Source organism: Halopseudomonas bauzanensis (assembly GCF_900114735.1).
In the GTDB taxonomy this organism is placed as follows: domain Bacteria; phylum Pseudomonadota; class Gammaproteobacteria; order Pseudomonadales; family Pseudomonadaceae; genus Halopseudomonas; species Halopseudomonas bauzanensis.
In genome coordinates this window covers 90,728-108,724 of the sequence record NZ_FOUA01000008.1, presented here as the reverse complement: position 1 = coordinate 108,724, position 17,997 = coordinate 90,728, and the positions used below count along the sequence as shown (strand labels likewise).

General features: G+C 57.3%; 16 protein-coding genes and 1 pseudogene. 6 read left to right on the top strand and 11 right to left on the bottom strand.

Going from position 1 to position 17,997, the window contains the following annotated elements; translation table 11 throughout:
* Both BM267_RS15240 and BM267_RS16765 read left to right on the top strand, forming a co-directional pair.
* Nucleotides 1–643, top strand: a 643-nt coding sequence (locus tag BM267_RS15240; RefSeq protein WP_074992216.1) for an IS3 family transposase, incomplete at its 5' end; no start/stop codon positions are given.
* Nucleotides 644–668: 25 nt separating this feature from the next.
* A pseudogene (locus tag BM267_RS16765) lies at nt 669–818 on the top strand (IS3 family transposase); the annotation flags it as partial.
* 175 nt (nt 819–993) lie between these two features.
* On the opposite strand, the gene BM267_RS15235 reads toward BM267_RS16765, so the two are convergent.
* From BM267_RS15235 to BM267_RS15220, 4 genes are all read right to left on the bottom strand, one after another.
* Complete coding sequence (locus BM267_RS15235) at nt 994–1,557, bottom strand: Swt1 family HEPN domain-containing protein (RefSeq protein ID WP_036992759.1); 564 nt, start codon at nt 1,555–1,557, stop codon at nt 994–996.
* Nucleotides 1,557–2,192: a DUF5343 domain-containing protein gene (locus tag BM267_RS15230; RefSeq protein ID WP_036992761.1), complete on the bottom strand. Its 636-nt coding sequence runs from the start codon at nt 2,190–2,192 to the stop codon at nt 1,557–1,559. Before BM267_RS15230 ends, BM267_RS15235 begins: the two co-directional genes overlap by 1 nt.
* Nucleotides 2,193–2,237: 45 nt before the next feature.
* Entirely contained in the window at nt 2,238–3,545 is a 1,308-nt protein-coding gene (locus BM267_RS15225) for an FRG domain-containing protein (protein WP_036992762.1), read from the bottom strand.
* Between the two features lie 115 nt (nt 3,546–3,660).
* Entirely contained in the window at nt 3,661–3,933 is a 273-nt protein-coding gene (locus tag BM267_RS15220) for a hypothetical protein (RefSeq protein WP_235818296.1), read from the bottom strand.
* A gap of 220 nt (nt 3,934–4,153) precedes the next feature.
* On the opposite strand from BM267_RS15220, the gene BM267_RS16985 reads away from it, so the two are divergent.
* Nucleotides 4,154–4,609, top strand: coding sequence for a phage integrase N-terminal SAM-like domain-containing protein (locus BM267_RS16985; RefSeq protein WP_328586289.1), 456 nt, complete (start codon nt 4,154–4,156; stop codon nt 4,607–4,609).
* Entirely contained in the window at nt 4,501–5,118 is a 618-nt protein-coding gene (locus tag BM267_RS16980) for an integron integrase (RefSeq protein ID WP_328586288.1), read from the top strand. Before BM267_RS16985 ends, BM267_RS16980 begins: the two co-directional genes overlap by 109 nt.
* A gap of 159 nt (nt 5,119–5,277) precedes the next feature.
* Here BM267_RS16980 and BM267_RS15210 read toward each other — a convergent pair whose 3' ends face one another.
* Nucleotides 5,278–5,625: a hypothetical protein gene (locus BM267_RS15210; protein ID WP_074781251.1), complete on the bottom strand. Its 348-nt coding sequence runs from the start codon at nt 5,623–5,625 to the stop codon at nt 5,278–5,280.
* Between the two features lie 174 nt (nt 5,626–5,799).
* Nucleotides 5,800–9,696 carry a phosphoribosylformylglycinamidine synthase gene (gene purL / locus BM267_RS15205; RefSeq protein WP_036992765.1) on the bottom strand — a complete coding sequence of 1,299 codons (3,897 nt, stop codon included), beginning with the start codon at nt 9,694–9,696 and terminating at the stop codon, nt 5,800–5,802.
* A 174-nt stretch (nt 9,697–9,870) separates the two neighbouring features.
* Between purL and mltF the strand changes: the two genes are divergently transcribed.
* Complete coding sequence (mltF, locus tag BM267_RS15200) at nt 9,871–11,310, top strand: membrane-bound lytic murein transglycosylase MltF (RefSeq protein ID WP_036992768.1); 1,440 nt, start codon at nt 9,871–9,873, stop codon at nt 11,308–11,310.
* Between the two features lie 57 nt (nt 11,311–11,367).
* Here the strand turns inward: mltF and tadA are convergent, their stop codons facing one another.
* The 4 genes from tadA to BM267_RS15180 form a co-directional block, all read right to left on the bottom strand.
* A complete protein-coding gene (gene tadA, locus BM267_RS15195) occupies nt 11,368–11,823 on the bottom strand; it encodes a tRNA adenosine(34) deaminase TadA (protein ID WP_036992770.1) in 456 nt (151 codons plus the stop codon).
* A 99-nt stretch (nt 11,824–11,922) separates the two neighbouring features.
* A complete protein-coding gene (cysN, locus tag BM267_RS15190; protein ID WP_036992773.1) occupies nt 11,923–13,830 on the bottom strand; it encodes a sulfate adenylyltransferase subunit CysN in 1,908 nt (635 codons plus the stop codon).
* A gap of 23 nt (nt 13,831–13,853) precedes the next feature.
* A complete protein-coding gene (cysD, locus tag BM267_RS15185) occupies nt 13,854–14,759 on the bottom strand; it encodes a sulfate adenylyltransferase subunit CysD (RefSeq protein WP_036992774.1) in 906 nt (301 codons plus the stop codon).
* A gap of 129 nt (nt 14,760–14,888) precedes the next feature.
* Entirely contained in the window at nt 14,889–15,647 is a 759-nt protein-coding gene (locus tag BM267_RS15180; protein WP_036992776.1) for a Nif3-like dinuclear metal center hexameric protein, read from the bottom strand.
* 147 nt (nt 15,648–15,794) lie between these two features.
* Here BM267_RS15180 and BM267_RS15175 point away from each other — a divergent pair, with 147 nt between their 5' ends.
* A complete protein-coding gene (locus tag BM267_RS15175) occupies nt 15,795–16,931 on the top strand; it encodes a S1C family serine protease (protein WP_036992974.1) in 1,137 nt (378 codons plus the stop codon).
* A gap of 4 nt (nt 16,932–16,935) precedes the next feature.
* Here BM267_RS15175 and hisC read toward each other — a convergent pair whose 3' ends face one another.
* The gene (gene hisC, locus BM267_RS15170; protein WP_036992777.1) at nt 16,936–17,991 is read right to left on the bottom strand and encodes a histidinol-phosphate transaminase; all 1,056 of its coding nucleotides are present in this window, start codon (nt 17,989–17,991) and stop codon (nt 16,936–16,938) included.
* Between the last annotated feature and the right edge of the window lie 6 nt (nt 17,992–17,997).

The window sequence follows — 17,997 nt, the reverse complement described above, 5'->3', positions numbered from 1 at the left end:
CTACCGTACCGTTGCCTGGCTGTTGGGTGAGAACAAGAACACCATCCAGCGCCTGTTCCAGATCAAGGGCTGGCAGGTGCGCAAGCGCCGCAGTGGAGCCCGCCCCCGGGTGCAGGCATTACCTTCGGTGGCCTCGCGCCCGAATGAGCGCTGGGCAACAGACATTGCACGTGTCTGGTGTGGTCCGGTTCACCGTTGGTGCGCCCTGACCATCGTTATGGACTGCTATACCCGAGAGGCACTTGGCTGGCGGTTGAGCCCCAGCGGCAACGCCAAGGCAGCTGAAGCAGCACTGGAGGAGGCGCTCATTACCCGGTACGGCACGCTGGGCAGGGCTCAGGATCCGATCACGCTGCGTAGTGACAACGGCCTGGTATTTACCTCTCGGCATTACACTCGGACGGTGTACCAATACGGTCTGAAACAGGAGTTCATCCGTCCCCACACCCCGCAGCAGAACGGGATGGTTGAGCGACTGATCCGAACTGTGAAAGAGCAGTGTCTCTGGCTTCATAACTTCCAGACACTGGATGAAGCCAGGCAAACCTTGAGGGCGTGGTTCAAGTACTACAACGAGCAGCGCCCTCATCAGGCACTGGGGATGAAAACACCCAGTACGATTTACCAACAATTAGCGGCTTGAGTGTGCAAATTCCGCTGGGTCATTACAGAGTCGCGAAGCAGTAGAAATAGCCACCCTGAAATGGGTTCACTGGTTCAATCATCAGCGCCTTCTGGGGTCGATTGGACATATACCGCCGGCAGAAGCTGAGGCAAACTTCTACCAGCAACACACAGGTCAGGCCGTGGCGGCCTGACTTAAACGGAATGGCCTCCATAAAACCCGGTGTGATTCACCATGCCTCGGCCAGCCTCTGATTAGTTTTCATATCTACAACCTTATTCTGCATAACGCCGCCAACACGCGCAGCTTCGTTGTGAAGGCGAAGCCGGAATTGCTAAGCTGTCGCTGTGCTTGGCATTGTTAGCCATTTACGGTGAAACGACTCTAAACCAATCTCTAATAACCAGCTTCACACGGTCCATTTCTTCCATGCTAATAGGGGTCATATGACAAATTGTATTGCGCAAATGAGAAACCATCCTAGCCTCTTGCACTAGAGCTTTGTCACGGATCAACTCTTGAAAGTAGTCCTTCCAACAGAAATCAATAACCCTCAGAATCTGGGGGTATGTCATCAACGCAGATTTATCTCTAGACCCGATAGCCATCCAGACCTTAGTGCCTTCATTCTCTTCATGCTTATCGATTTCTTGTTGCACATCAGCAGGGAGCTTATCCCACCAAGTTTCACTGGAGTTTTTGGAAAGAGTTTCTACAACAAAATCTCTTAGGTAGTTTTCAAAAACAAAAAACAGCTTATATCCCTCTGACGCTTGATTGGCAGACCTAACAGTCTCCGGAAGAGATGTGCTTAAGTCGTAAGAGTCGGATATCATTAACGGCTTTCCATCCGAAATTTCCGGGATAGAAAAGGTTGTCTTCGATGCCGTTTGTCCAAGCATCAGATATAAGGCTAGCCTTGCATCGTCCATCACTTGAAAACCTTACGAATTGCATTAAATATGTTTGCATAGGTCTCTTCGCTACCATTGGAAGGAAGATGTATTTGAAAATTGTAATGAAATTCTGGCCGCATATCTTTGCTTCCCGATGACGCCCGTGAGTCTACTTGGGACTTAATATCGATTTGGCTATTTTCCTTATCATTGCTTTGAGATTCGTCATCTTCAGCAAGCTGGTTTTCTGATTCAAAGTCGGCCAACTTCAAAAGCGATTTGAATGTTCCAACAATTTTCGATGTTGTTCCGGTGTCCGCCCCTGAGACCTGTGCTACTAAACCTTTCAGGTCTGCGCCATCGAGTTTTTGTGCATTTTCATTCGCATCAAACAAAGGTTGGTAAGCCTGACGAATCCCTCTAGCAATTTCTATTCCTGCTATTTTTTCGTTCTTCAACGCAGAGTAACGCGGAGTCGGCTTCCCGCTACTATCAAGAAAACCAAGCAGTCTAAGAAGGTTAATTAGCGGTCGATCTCCACTCGCCTTTAAACCTATAGTTTCTGCCAAAAACTTCTGGGTGAAAGCCTCAGGGACTTTTGCCGCTTTTGCCTTCTGGAAGAGCTCTCCAACATTCTTATAACTTTGAAGATAAGGAAGTTCCTGAGCCATGGTATCTCCATCTATCCGTTATGATTTATTTAGCTAACGTCGCATTCAGCGGCTTGTCCGCTGCAATTCCTTGTTAAATTTGTATTTGCCTGCAACATACTTTGCCGAGTTCTCTATATATGGGAAAACAGTGCTTTCATTAATATTAAGAAGATCAAGTTCTTTGAGTATCGAAGGCTTATTGGATACAGCAATCCTCATAACGTTTATTTCTGACGTTCCCTCTTCATCCATGACTGCATCAAGCCCATATAGCAGAAACGCACCAGATTGCGATGATATTCGATCGTTGCTTTGTTTTCCTTTTACACAAACAATTTTCCTCAGATCGTCAGGAATAATCTTCGGTTCGAAATATGGCTTTTCTTCTCGTATCAAATGAATCAGGCGCTTTACTGATATTTGTTCGTTGAAATTTCCGCTCTTAAAACTGATGTTATCCTTTTCTGCTTTTGGAAGTCTCGCTAGATTAGATATGCAGCTAGCAACATCTGAATCAAAATACTTGACCTCGCTCCGGGCCAAAGAAAAGACAACAACCTCACCATCTTCATCAGGAGCTGATTTGCATGCAAAATAAAGGGCTATTAGCGGGTTTGAGGTTATATCCAGCAATCTAGTTGGAAGCGAGTAGTGCTGCATTCTTACCAATCTATCCAAGGTATATTCATCAGCTTGGAAGTCGGCTGAATTTGAAACTATCAACTCTCTGTACAAGATGTGTTCATTTTCTAGGTAGAGATAATTCCCATCATCATCCTTCCTAAATAAAGATGGTTCCAGTTTGTATCTACTCTTATTTGAGTGACCTCGGTAAAAAACTTCTGAACCGTTTTCTCTTTCAGACGAGAGAACTTTTCCAATGAATCCTTGTACGGTAGTTACTTTTGGGTTTATGGATCTTTTAACGGGTGGCTTCTCTTGCTTTGCTGGCTCGCCTGTTTGATCTTGATTTAGAACACCAGCAGTCACAAGGCGCTCAAAAAGGTTTTCATCCTTAACCGCCCAGTGGGTCCTATTCATTTCCCAATCGCGTATATCAAGCAATGGAGCTATTGGTTTGATGGCTTCAAATGGTATGGGGGGGATATTCCGATCAAACTCAAACTCTATAAGTAAGCTTCTTCCTCTTTCCTTAATTGAAGTAAATCTCCCAATGCGAACATCTTCTCTATCACCTTCATATGCAAACAGGCATGGGTAGCCCTTCAAAGTTTCTATTAAACTTGGCGTGAGGGATTTAAAAGCTTCTGCTATGGATTCTGTAGTGTATTCCAGAAACCGACTTTTATCGAATTCATAGAATGGCTGATCCCAAGCGCCCAATCTCGAAGTAACTAATAGGTTGTACATCCTACGAGATAGCTCCCTGAAAATTTAACGCTTTGCTAAGGGGCAGCCGAAACGCAGTGAAGGCTGTCCCGCGGAGGCCGCGCTGTTTGCGGCCGGAGTGTACTTGAGCAACTTGTTATGTGTTTTGCTGATTGAGGAACGAAATGACTTCATTCAGTACGTTTTGCCCCATTTTTTTAACAACAAGCTCATTTAATTCGCCGGACAGGAACCCTGACCAAGTGGTGCTTGAAGCGCCTGACGAATGAGCGAACCGACCAGACGTACACCAAACTTTTTGATCTGAGGAAATGTAAACCTCATATAACTCTCCTCCTGGAATGTCGTTGGCCCATTCTTTTAGCTTTTGAGGAGGCTTATACTTTTTTTCTTTCTTCTTAAAGAACACACAATTTCCTCATGACACATAACAGTGATTAGACCGCGTGCGGTACTAATACATAATAGTGACTGCGGTATAACTCCGGGTAAGCGGAATTACACACCCTACGAAAACCTTTAAAAACCAATATGTTACCCATGACCAGCCTCCCTCCTGCTGTATTCGCTTGACTTCGTCTTTTCGTACAACTATTACTACTGTATAAAAAAACAGTCAAGGAGAACACATGGACAGCCTAGCTCCTAAACCTCGCCTGAGGGACCAGTTCCGCTCGGTGATGCGTCGACATCACTACAGTATCCGTACAGAAAAAAGCTATTGGTACTGGATCCGCTATTTCATTCGCTTCCATGGGATGCGTCACCCCCTTGAGCTGGGTACATCCGATGTAAACGCGTTTCTCAGCTGGCTAGCCACTGATCGCCAGGTGGCAGCTGCGACGCAAAATCTGGCTTTGAATGCCATCGTGTTTCTGTATGCGCGTGTTCTTGAGCAGCCTCTCGGTGAGATCGGAGACGTGGTCAGAGTCAAGCGTCCGCCGAGATTGCCGACTGTGCTACCCACCAGGAAGCCATGTCGATCATTGAGCAGCTATCCCAACCGTACCAAGTATTGGCATCTCTTATGTATGGCGCGGGTCTGCGGGTCGTTGAGTCATCCCGCCTGCGCGTCAAGGATATAGATTTCCTGAACCAGACGATCATAGTCAGAGACGGCAAAGGCGGTAAGGATAGAACCACTTTACTGCCTGCCCCCTTGATAATCCCTCTTAAACATCGAATAAGGCAGATCGAAGCCGGGTGGCGGTCACAGGAGGAAATTTACAAGATTCCTGTATCTCTCCCTTTTGCTTTGCGTCGTAAGTATCCTCGTGCATCTTTTTCTCTGGCGTGGCAGTGGATTTTCCCTTCAAGCGGGATCTGCATTGATGAAGATGGTCAGAGCGTCCGCCATCATGTGCACGTCAGCACCATTCAGCGCGCTGTTAAGCAGGCTGTTCGCGTTACGGGCATGGAGAAGCCTGTTGGCTGCCATACTTTCCGGCACACTTTTGCTACCGAGCTGCTGCGCCGTGGCAGTGATATTCGTACAGTACAAACGCTGCTGGGACATGCGGATGTGCGTACTACACAAATCTATACCCATGTACTCGGGCAAGGGTTTGCTGGTGTTCAGAGCCCACTGGGGTAGCATTTCGGTAGTCCAGGAACGCTACCGCCCTACCCCTCGCCTCCGAGCATTAGCGTTATGTTTGGGAGGGAAATGATGGCTGTCCGATGCCTCTGGAGGAGAGTCTGCTATCCCTGTTTGGCTTAACCATAATGCAGGCATCTGGCCATTTCAATGACGTTACGGGCATCTGGTGATTTCATAGCCTATGCCGCGATCTTCGTTGAGCAGGTTGCTTGCCTCTTCGTAGCCGAGCTCTTTGGCTTTCTGCACATCGCTGGCTGCGATTTCGTGAAGATGGATGCCCAGGGTCGGGGCGCCGCAGACGGTTATTACGGCCATGCCGGTTTGGATCGCGCAGTTTGAGGTGACGGCTTTAATGCCGGCGTTGGTGAGTTGATCGGTGCTGTCGGCTAAGGACGTGGTAACGGGCTCGCATTGTTTGTTGCCGTCGGGTTTGTAGACGTGGGTGGTTTGGGTTGTGCAGGCGGTTAGGAGGAGCGAGGCTATGAGGGTTGTTGTTTTCATGGGTAGCTTTCTTGTTTGTTGATGTCTGGAAGTAGTGTAGTTGCTCTGGGAGGACTTCTGGTTGCTTCCCCTCTCCCCCCACGAGGGCAGAGGGAGCAAAAATGCGCTACTGACAGAATGTGCATACAAAAATCCCGGCGCGTGGCCGGGATTTTTGTTGGTGCGGGTTGGTTGTTAGCCTACCCAGACTCTTGCATTACGGAACATGCGCATCCAGGCGCCATCTTCGCTCCAGTCATCGGGGTGCCAGGAGTTTTGTACGGTGCGGAAGACCCGTTCCGGGTGCGGCATCATGATGGTAACGCGGCCGTCGCGGGAAGTCAGGCCGGTGATGCCGCGGGGGGAGCCGTTGGGGTTGGCAGGGTAGCGGTCAGTCATGCGGCCGTGGTTGTCGACGAAACGCAGGGCCACCGTGCTGTTGGCTTCACAGGCATCTACGGCTGCGCTGTCGGCAAACTCGGCAAAGCCTTCGCCGTGGGCGATGGCGATCGGCATGCGTGAGCCGACCATGCCGCTGAGGAAGACCGACGGCGATGGCTGTACTTCGACCATGGCCACCCGCGCTTCGAACTGCTCGGAGCGGTTGCGTACAAAACGCGGCCAGTGCTCGCTGCCGGGAATCAGTTCGCGCAGGTTGGACAGCATCTGACAACCGTTGCACACACCCAGGGTGAAGGTGTCCGGGCGGGCAAAGAAGTCGGTGAAGGCCTGACGTGCCTGCTCGTTGAACAGGATCGATTTGGCCCAACCTTCGCCGGCACCCAATACGTCACCGTAGGAGAAGCCGCCACAGGCGACCAGACCACGGAAGTCGGCGAGATCGACACGACCGCTGAGGATGTCGCTCATGTGTACGTCGATGGCGGTGAAGCCCGCGCGGGTAAACGCGGCGGCCATCTCTACCTGGCCATTGACGCCCTGCTCGCGCAGGATGGCAACCGCCGGGCGCATGCCGGTATTGAGGAAGGGCGCTGCCACATCTTCATTGATGTCAAAGCTGAGCATGGCTTGCAGGCCGGGGTTCTTGTCGTCGGCCAGACGCTCGTGCTCCTGGTCGGCGCACTCGGCGTTGTCACGCATGCGCTGGATTTGCCAGCTGGTTTCGCTCCAGGCCTGTTGCCAGTCGGCGCGGGTGCCGGACAGTACGTGTTCACCAGCGTAGTAGAAGTCCAACTGCTGCTCGACCTTCGGCTGGCCGATTACGGCACTGCAATCACCCAGACCGGCGGCAGCCAGTTGGCTGAGTACGGCTTCGGTATCGTCCTGGCGCACCTGAATCACCGCGCCCAGCTCTTCGTTGAACAGGGCAGCGGGCAGATCGCTGGCGTTGTCGGCCAGCACATCCAGATTGATATCCAGGCCGCAATGGCCGGCAAAGGCCATTTCCGCGACGCTGGCCAGCAGGCCGCCGTCGGAGCGGTCGTGATAGGCCAGCAACAGATCATCCTGGTTCAGGCCCTGGACCACGGCGAAGAAGGCTTTCAGGTCTTCGGCGTCATCCAGATCCGGTGCCTGCTGGCCGATGCGGTTATATACCTGCGCCAGCGCGGAGCCGCCGAGGCGGTTCTGGCCGCGGCCGAGGTCGATGAGGATCAGGTCGGTGTCGCCCTGATCGACGCGCAGTTGCGGGGTCAGGGTACGGCGTACGTCCTGCACCGGGGCAAAGCCGGTCACGATCAGCGACATGGGGGAGGTAACGCTCTTGTCCTGACCTTCATCGCTCCAGCGGGTCTGCATGGACATGGAGTCCTTGCCCACCGGCACGGTAATGCCCAGCTCCGGGCACAATTCCATGCCGACGGCCTTGACCGTGTCGTATAGCCGCGCGTCTTCGCCAGGGTGACCGGCAGCGGCCATCCAGTTGGCAGACAGGCGGATGTCGGACAGCTTGTCGATCCGTGCGGCAGCCAGGTTGGTAACGGTTTCGGCAACCGCCATGCGACCGGAAGCCGGGGCGTCGAGCAGAGCCAGCGGGGTGCGCTCGCCCATGGCCATGGCTTCACCGGTGTGCACATCGAAGCTGGTCGCGGTAACGGCGCAATCAGCGACCGGTACCTGCCAGGGACCGACCATCTGGTCGCGGGCGACCAGGCCGGTAATGCTGCGGTCACCAATGGTAATCAGGAAGTTCTTGCTGGCCACGGCCGGCAGGCGCAGCACGCGCAGGGCAGCTTCTTCCAGCGCTACGCTGGTGGCGTCGAAGTCGTCGCCCTGCTCTGCTTCGCGGTTGACGCTGCGGTGCATGCGCGGCGGCTTGCCGAGCAGGACGGACAGCGGCATGTCGACCGGCTGGTTGTCGAAGTGGCTGTCGTTGAGCACCAGCAGCTGTTCTTCGGTGGCTTCACCGACCACGGCGAAGGGGCAACGCTCGCGTTCGCAGATGGCCTGGAAACGCTCGAAGTCGGCGTTCGGCACGGCCATGACGTAGCGTTCCTGGGATTCGTTGGACCAGATTTCCAGCGGGCTCATGCCCGGCTCGTCATTCGGTACGTTGCGCAGTTCGAAACGGCCACCGCGGCCACCATCGTTAACCAGCTCGGGGAAGGCGTTGGACAACCCGCCCGCGCCCACATCGTGGATAAAGGCGATGGGGTTCTTGGCGCCCAGCTGCCAGCAACGGTCGATGACTTCCTGGCAGCGGCGTTCCATTTCCGGGTTTTCGCGCTGCACGGAGGCAAAGTCCAAGTCTTCGGCACTGCTACCGGTGGCCATGGACGAAGCCGCGCCGCCGCCCAGACCGATCAGCATGGCCGGGCCGCCGAGCACGACCAGCTTGGCACCGACCGGGATTTCGGCTTTCTCGACGTGATCCGCGCGGATGTTGCCCAGACCGCCGGCAATCATGATCGGCTTGTGGTAACCACGGATTTCCGGGCCACGGGGCGACTGTACGGTCTGCTCGAAGGTGCGGAAGTAACCGGTCAGCGCGGGACGACCGAATTCGTTGTTGAACGCGGCGCCGCCAAGCGGGCCGTCGATCATGATCTGCAGCGGCGTGACGATGCGACCCGGCTTGCCGTTGTCTTCTTCCCAGGGCTGTTCGAAGCCGGGAATGCGCAGGTTGGAAACAGTGAAGCCCGTCAGGCCCGCCTTGGGCTTGCCGCCACGGCCGGTCGCGCCTTCGTCCCGGATCTCGCCACCGGAGCCAGTGGAGGCGCCAGAGAATGGAGAAATGGCGGTCGGATGGTTATGGGTCTCGACCTTCATCAGGATGTGAATCTGTTCCTGATGCGAGCGGTATTCTTCGGTGCCGGGCTCGGGGAAGAAGCGACCACCGACAAAACCCTCGATCACCGCAGCGTTGTCCTTGTACGCGGACAACACGCCTTCGCTGCGCATCTGGTAGGTATTCTTGATCATGCCGAACAGGCTTTTTTCCTGCGCTTGGCCGTCAATGTCCCAGCTGGCATTGAAAATCTTGTGCCGGCAATGCTCGGAGTTGGCCTGGGCGAACATCATCAGTTCGACGTCGCTGGGGTTGCGCCCCAGGTCGGTGAAGCTTGCTACCAGATAGTCGATCTCGTCATCGGCGAGCGCCAGGCCCAGCTCGATGTTGGCCTGTTCCAGCGCGGCCTTGCCACCTTCCAGAATGTCCACGCGGTTGAACGGCTTGGGCTCGGTGTGGTGGAACAGCTGCGCAGCGGCTTCCACGTTGTCCAGCGCCAGCTCGGTCATGCGGTCATGCAGCAACGCCGTAACCTGCTGCAGCTCGGCGGCGCTCAGCTCACCACTGATGTAATAGGCGATGCCGCGCTCAAGGCGCGCGATGGCCTGCAGCCCGCAGTTATGGGCAATATCCGTGGCCTTGCTCGACCAGGGCGAGATGGTACCGAAACGCGGCACCACCAATACCAGCGTGCCAGCCGGCTCTTCGACCGCCACCCGCGGGCCGTACTTGAGCAGGCGATCCAGCACGGTCTGCTCCTGCTTCGCCAATTCGCCAATCAGGTCGGCAAAATGCATGAATTCGGCATACACACCACTCACGCCGGGGACCTGCTGTTGCAGACGAGCAAGCAGCTTGTTGCGACGGAAATCGGAAAGGACTGGGGCGCCACGCAGGATATGCATGTTGGTTTCGGCCTCGGAGATTTTTGGGAAAGTGAAAAAGAAGGCGCATAGGATAACCCATGCTGGGCGTTCGGGCTATTGTGCGGCGGGGCGCGGGCGACCAGCCGCATATCATCGTTGCCCTGTGACGATCCCGCTCTATTGCCGGGAGGCGGATTTACATATACTGAGCGCATGCCGAAAAACCGCCTTCGTCACACTGCTGTTCCCATCCTGGCCATCCTGTGCTCGGTGCTGCTGGTTGCCTGCGAACAACCCAGCCGACTGGAGCAGTTGCGCGAGGATGGCACCCTGCGCGTGGTTACCCGCAACACGCCGACCACCTATTACCAGGGCCGACATGGCGATACCGGCCTGGAGTACGAGCTGAGCAAACGCTTCGCCGACAGCCTCGACCTGGAGCTGGAAATGATCACCAGCCCAACACTGGAGGATCTGTATCGGCAACTGGCGCAGGACAAGGGGCCACACCTGGCCGCCGCCGGGGTTACCGCCAACCCGGCCCGCGAGGATCAGGTGCAGTTTGCCGAAGCCTATCTGCAGGTTACGCCACAGGTAGTCTATCGCCGCGGTGATCGCCAACCGCGGGGAATCGAGGACCTGTACGATCGGCGCATCCTGGTGCTCAAGGGCAGCACCCTGGCCGATCAGTTGCGCCAGCTGCAGGTCGAGCATCCGCAATTGGTATTCGAGGAATCGGACAACCTGGAGGTCGTGGACCTGCTGCGCATGGTCAATGACGACGAGATCGATTTTGCGGTGGTCTATTCCAACGAGCTGATCGTCAATCAGGCGTTCTATCCCGCTGTGCATGTGGGGTTCGATCTCGCCCCGCCCCAGCCCATGGCCTGGGCGTTGCCCGGCGGTGAAGATGACAGCCTGCTGCTGGAAGTGAACCAGTTCTTCGACAGCATCCGCGCCGATGGCACCCTCGATCAACTGCTGGAACGTTTCTACGGCCATGCCGATGTACTCGATTACGTCGGCGCCCGCGCCTTTGCCCGGCATATGCAGCAACGCCTGCCGCGGTTCGAGAAATTGTTCCGGCAGGCGGGGGATCAACAGGGCATGGACTGGCGTCTGCTGGCGGCCATGGCCTATCAGGAATCGCTGTGGGATGTGGACGCCCGTTCGCCGACCGGCGTGCGTGGCCTGATGATGCTGACCCTGCCCACCGCCAAGTTCGTCGGCGTGACCAACCGGGTCGATCCGGCCCAGAGTATTGCCGGGGGCGCGCGTTATCTGGTGTGGGTGCGGGACCAGCTGTCGACCGACATTCCCGAACCGGACCGCACCTGGTTCGCGCTGGCCGCCTATAACGTCGGCATCGGGCATCTGGATGATGCCCGCATTCTGACCCGCAACAATGGCCGCGACCCCAACCGCTGGATTGACGTGAAGGATCACCTGCCGCTGCTATCGAAAAAGCAGTGGTACAGCCAGACCCGCTACGGCTATGCCCGTGGTGGCGAGCCCGTGCACTATGTGCAGAACATCCGCCGCTACTACGAAATCCTTACCTGGGTGACCCAGCCGCAGGCGGAAACACCGCAGATGCCGGACGAGCAGTACCATGCGCCGGGGATTCTGGATCAGTTGCCACAGGGAATTTGAGCTCGGCAGGTGCGCTACACCCCGAGAAGCCACCTTGATTGTTCTCTGCTGTTACCGCTACTGCCGCCGCGCCCGAAAAAACTCCGTCAATATCTCCCCACACTCCTCCGCCAACACTCCTCCCTCCACCTGCACCCGGTGATTCAACCACGGCTGGTCCAGCACCTGGCTACGACTGATCACCGCGCCGGAGCGGGGCTCGCTGGCGCCGAAGACCAGGCGACTGATGCGGCTGTGGACCAGCAGACCGGAGCACATGGTGCAGGGTTCGAGGGTGACGTAGAGGGTAGTGCCGGGCAGGCGATAATTGGCGTCGCTGGCGGCAGCCTGGCGCAGGGCAACCATTTCGGCGTGGGCACTGGGGTCGTGACTGCTGATGGGCTGGTTGAAGCCGCGACCAATAATCTTGCCGTCGCGCACCAGAATGGCGCCCACCGGCACTTCGCCCAGTTCGGCACCTTTGCGCGCTTCGGCGATGGCCTCACGCATGAAATCGATATCAGCTGGTTTCATCTGGAATCTCTTGCCGCCCGTCTCACCTTCATGGACGGCAAGGATACACAATGATGCAGGGAAAATGGCGGGCATTGCTGCCCGCCGGAGGGATACAGCTTAGATCAGCGACCGCTCGCGCAGCAGTTCGATAACCTTGTCGACGCTGGCCACCAGATCCAATTCCGCGGTGTTGATGATCAGGTCAGCATCATCAGGGGCTTCGTAAGGATAGGAAATACCCGGAATGGTGCCCTCCTCCCCAGCGGCGTAGAGCCCGGACGGATCACGCGCCTGGCATACTTCCAGCGGTGTATCCAGGTACACCATCAAGCAGCGATCCCCGAGGATGTGCTTGGCGGTGGCGCGACTTTCCGCAGTGGGCGCGACAAAGGCGCCCAGCGCAATCAGACCGGCCTGATTCAGCTGGCGGGCAACACGGGCGCCTTTATGCAGATTCTCTGCCCGGCCTGCCGCATCACGTCCCAACCCCTTGCTCAGATCCTGGCGCATGGCTTTGCCATCCAGCACAAAGCAGGCGCGGCCGCGATCGAACAGGCGACGCTCTACGGCATAGGCCAGAGTACTCTTGCCGGCGCCCGACAGGCCGGTGAACAGCAGCGTCACCGGCTCCTGACCATAACGCACAGCGCGCTCGCTCGGCGTCACATGGGCAAACTCGCCATGCTGACCACCCGCAGTGTGCTGCTCCGCCTGCGCCTTGGCCACGATCATGCCGGCGCCGACGGTGCCGTTGGTCATGCGATCGACGACGATAAAGGCGCCGGTGGTGCGGTTGGCGCGGTAGTCGTCGTAGGCAATGGGCCGTTCCAGGGCCAGCTCGACCCGGGCGATCTCGTTCAGGGCCAACTCGCCGACTTCTTCATGGGCCAGGGTGTTCACATCCTGCCGGAAGTGAATCCGGGTAAAGGAGCCCGGGCTATAACTGGTGGCCCGCTTGATGTCGTATTTGCGCCCCGGCTGCATTGGCTGCTCGGACATCCACACCAGGCTGGCTTCGAACAGGTCGCCGATCACCGGCTGGTTATCCACGTGGGCGAGCATGTCACCGCGGGAGATATCGATCTCGTCTTCCAGGGTCAGGGTCACCGCCTGGCCGGGCCCGGCAGCTTCCAGTTCACCATCGAAAGTGACGATGGATTTGACCCGGCTGGTCTTGCCCGAGGGCAGTGCTACCAACTCGTCGCCCTTGTTCACCACACCGGAGGCGATGGTGCCGGCAAAGCCGCGGAAGTTGAGGTTCGGCCGGGTGACCAGCTGCACCGGGAAGCGCAGGTCGGTCAGATTGCGGTCCGCTGCCACTTCCACGGTTTCCAGAATTTCCATCAGCGAGGGGCCGGTATACCACGGGCTGCGCTCGCTGCGATTGACCACGTTGTCGCCCTTGAGCGCAGACATCGGGACGAAGTGAATCGAGCTGCCGGCCAGCGTGTCCAGGCCCTCGGCGAATTCGCTGTAGTCGGCGCAGATCTTGTTGAAGACGGTCTGGTCGAAGTCCAGCAGGTCCATCTTGTTGACCGCAACGACGATATGCTTGATGCCCAGCAACGAGGCAATAAAGCTGTGGCGGCGGGTCTGGGTCTGCACACCGTAACGTGCATCGATCAGGATGATCGCCAGGTCGCAGGTCGAGGCGCCGGTGGCCATATTGCGGGTGTACTGCTCATGGCCGGGGGTGTCGGCGATGATGAACTTGCGTTTGGCCGTGGAGAAGTAGCGGTAGGCTACATCAATGGTGATGCCCTGCTCACGCTCGGCCTGCAGGCCATCGACCAGCAGCGCCAGATCCACTTCTTCACCGGTGGTGCCGGACTTCTTCGAGTCGCGGGTGATGGCTTCCATGTGATCTTCGTAGATCATCTTGGAGTCATGCAGCAGACGACCGATCAGCGTGCTCTTGCCGTCATCGACGTTGCCACAGGTAAGAAAACGCAGCAGTTCCTTGCGCTCGTGCTGCCCCAGGTAGGCCAGGATGTCCTGGCTGATCAGATCAGATTGGTGACTCATTACATAATTCTCCGGGCGGGCGCTTAGAAGTAGCCTTGGCGTTTCTTTTCTTCCATCGATCCGGCCTGATCATGATCGATCACGCGGCCCTGGCGCTCGGAAGTACGGGTCAACAACATTTCCTGGATGATTTCCGGCAGGGTCGCCGCGGTGGACTCCACGGCGCCGGTCAACGGATAGCAACCCAGGGTACGGAAGCGCACCATCTTCATTTCCGGGGTTTCGCCGGGGTTCAGCGGCATGCGCTCGTCATCGACCATGATCAGCGAACCGTCACGGTTGACCACCGGGCGCTCGGCAGCGAAGTACAGCGGCACGATCGGAATGCTTTCCAGATAGATGTATTGCCAGATATCCAGCTCGGTCCAGTTGGACAGCGGGAACACGCGGATGCTTTCACCCTTGTGCACCTTGCCGTTGTAGATGTTCCACAGTTCCGGGCGCTGGTTTTTCGGATCCCAGCGATGATGCTTGTCACGGAAGGAGTAGACACGCTCCTTGGCCCGGGATTTCTCCTCATCCCGGCGCGCGCCGCCGAAGGCCGCATCGAAGCCGTACTTGTCCAATGCCTGTTTCAGGCCCTGGGTTTTCATCACATCGGTATGCACCGCGCTGCCGTGAGTAAACGGACCTACGCCCTGCGCCACACCCTCGGGATTCATGTGCACCAGCAGGTCCAGATCCATTTCCTCGACCATGCGTTCGCGGAAGCTGTACATCTCGCGAAATTTCCAGCCGGTATCCACATGCAGCACCGGGAACGGCAAGCGGCCTGGGTAAAAGGCCTTGCGCGCCAGGTGCAGCATCACAGCCGAATCCTTGCCGATGGAGTAGAGCATTACCGGGTTCTGAAATTCGGCGGCAACCTCACGGATGATATGGATGCTTTCAGCTTCCAGCTGTTTGAGATGGGTCAGTTTTTCCAGCATGGGCTACTCACGGTGAAGGAGGCATGAATAAGAATGCCGGCATTGTATCAAAGCCATCCCCTTCTAATAAGCAGCCCTTCGATACCTTTAAGTTATAAGCATATACGACCCGGTTCGACCCGATCCCGCTCAGACCGGGTTGTCAATATCGATGAATTCATGCTCGAGACCAAAGTGCTCCCCCAGGTGCTCGCCCAGTGCTTTCACACCGTAACGCTCGGTGGAATGGTGGCCGGCGGCGTAGAAATTGATCCCGCATTCACGGGCGATATGAATGGTGGGCTCTGAAACTTCGCCGGTAATGAAAGCATCCACACCCAACGCTACCGCCTTTTCGATATACCCCTGGGCAGCACCGGTGCACCAGGCGATACGCTTCACCGGGCGGCTATGGCCGCTGATGAACAGTGGCTCGCGCCCCAGGGCGATATTCAACTGCTGGGCCAGTTCGGCCCCGGAAACCGCCTCGCTCAGTTCACCCTGCAGGCCGATGGACCTTGGGTTGTCCGGCTCCAGCCCACCAGTGATATGCCAGCCGAGCAACTGCGCCAATTGCACGTTATTGCCAAACTTGGCATGGGCATCGAGGGGCAGGTGATAGGCGACCAGGTTGATGCCGTGCTCCAGCAACGCCTTGATCCGCCGCTGTTTCAATCCGGTGATCGGAGCGGCTTCGCCCTTCCAGAAGTAACCGTGGTGCACCAGCAGCAAATCAGCACCCCGCGCCGCGGCAGCTTCAATCAGTGCCTGACTGGCGGTCACTCCGGTGACTATCCGCTGAATATCGCTGCGCCCTTCCACTTGCAGGCCGTTGGGGCAATAATCCTGAAAGGCTCCCCTCTCCAGCAGATTATTGCAATAAGCGACCAACTCGGAACATTGTGTCATTACGACTCTCCCCCAATGAAAAAAAGGTTTTCGTGTGTCTGTTGCACAAGGATACAAGGTTGCAATACGTACCTGCACAATCCAAAAAATCTCCCTATAATGGCCGCTTCCGGACCATTCATCATGACCGCACTCCAGGTACCCCCAATGAAAGGTTTTTTGCGTAATCTGGGCTGGCCTGCCGTCTGTGGCCTGTTGATCGCCCTGCTGATCATTCAGCAATTCCCGCAATGGCTAGGGCTGCCGGCGCATTCGTCCTATCAAATGGCCCCCGCCCTGACGCTGCCCAGCAGCAATGGCGTGGTGTCCTACAGCGACGCCGTCAGCAAGGCCGCTCCCGCCGTGGCCAACATCTTCACTACCAAACAGATACCCAGTCGCAACAACAGTCCGTTCGACACCCCGACCCTGCGCGACTATTCCAATACCCTGCCAGCTCCGTCACGCCGCCAGTCCAGTCTGGGCTCGGCGGTAATCCTGCGCAGCGATGGCTACCTGCTGACCAACAACCATGTGGTTGCCGATGCCGACGAGATTCTCATCGCGCTGCGCGATGGCCGCGAAGCCATTGCCGAGTTGATCGGCACCGATCCCGAGACCGACCTCGCGGTACTCAAGATCAATCTGCCGGACCTGCCCACGGTGACCATCAGCACTGAAGAGCAGCAATCCACTGGCGACGTGGTCATGGCTATCGGCAACCCCTTCGGACTGGGGCAGACCGTGACCATGGGCATCATCAGCGCCACTGGCCGCAATCAGCTGGGCCTCAATACCTATGAGGACTTCATTCAGACTGACGCAGCGATCAACCAGGGCAATTCCGGTGGCGCCTTGATAGATGCCCATGGCCGGTTGATCGGTATCAATACGGCCATCTTCTCCCAGTCCGGTGGCTCCCAAGGCATCGGCTTTGCTATTCCTGCTCCCCTGGCGGTGAATGTGATGGAGGAAATCATCGAACGTGGCCGGGTGATCCGTGGCTGGCTGGGCGTGGAGGTGCAGCCGCTGACCAGCGATTTGGCCGAGTCCTTCGGTCTGGTCAAGACCGAAGGCATCGTGGTCTCCGGCCTGTATCGCAACGGCCCGGCCTGGTCCGCAGGCCTGCGGCCGGGGGATGTCATCCTGCGGATCGATGACGCGGCCATTACCAATGGCCGGCATGCGATGAATCAGGTCGCCCGTGCCAAGCCGGGCTCTCAGGTGCAGCTGGAAGTGCTGCGCAACGGCGAAGCCATGAGCTTCACCGCCGAGGTTGGCGTGCGGCCTACCCTCGGCTCCTGATACCTTAAAGCAGCGCGTCGAGGGCGCGCAGCAGCGCCTGGTTCTGCTCCGGCGTGCCTACGGTGATGCGCAGGAACTGCTCGATGCGCGGCGCGCGGAAGTGCCGCACGATCACCTTCTGCGCCCGCAGCCCAGCTGCGAGTTCGTCGGCGTCCCGCTCGCCGTGTCGGGCCAGCACGAAGTTGGCGGCCGACGGCAGCACCTGGAAACCGCGTTCTTGCAGTCCTTGGCTCAGGGCGTCCCGACTGTTGATCACCGCCTGGCAGGTCTGCTGGAAATACGCCTGATCCTCGAAGGCAGCCACCGCCCCGACAATCGCCAGGCGGTCCAGCGGGTAGGAGTTGAAGCTGTTCTTGACCCGCTCCAGCGCCTCGATCAGATCCGCGTGCCCCACCGCCAGCCCCACCCGCAAGCCGGCGAGCGAGCGTGACTTGGACAGGGTCTGGGTCACCAGCAGGTTGGGGTAGCGATTCACCAGCGCGATAGCCGTCTCGCCGCCGAAATCGATGTAGGCTTCATCTACCACTACCACCGAGTCCGGGTTGGCCTGCAGAATCTGCTCGATGCCGGCCAGCGGCATCAGCATGCCGGTGGGCGCGTTCGGATTGGGGAAGATGATGCCGCCGTTCTCACCCCGGTAATCCGCCGGGCGAATACTGAAATCCTCGGCCAAGGGCAGCGTTTGGGCCTCGATACCGTACAGACCGCAGTACACCGGGTAGAAACTGTAGCTGATATCCGGCATCAACACCGGTTTGCCATGCTGGAACAGCGCATGGAAGATGTGCGCCAGCACTTCGTCCGAGCCATTGCCGACGAACACCTCGGCTGCGGTCACGCCGTAATAACTGGCAATGGTGTCTTTCAGCTGGTCGGCATTGGGCGCCGGATACAGCCGCAGGCTATCGTCCAGCTGGGCCCGGATGGCCTCGACCACCCTGGGCGACGGGCCGTAGGGGTTTTCGTTGGTATTGAGCTTGATCAGGTTGTCCAGCTTGGGCTGCTCGCCCGGCACGTAAGGCACCAGATCATTTACAAAAGGGCTCCAGAAACGACTCACAGGTCA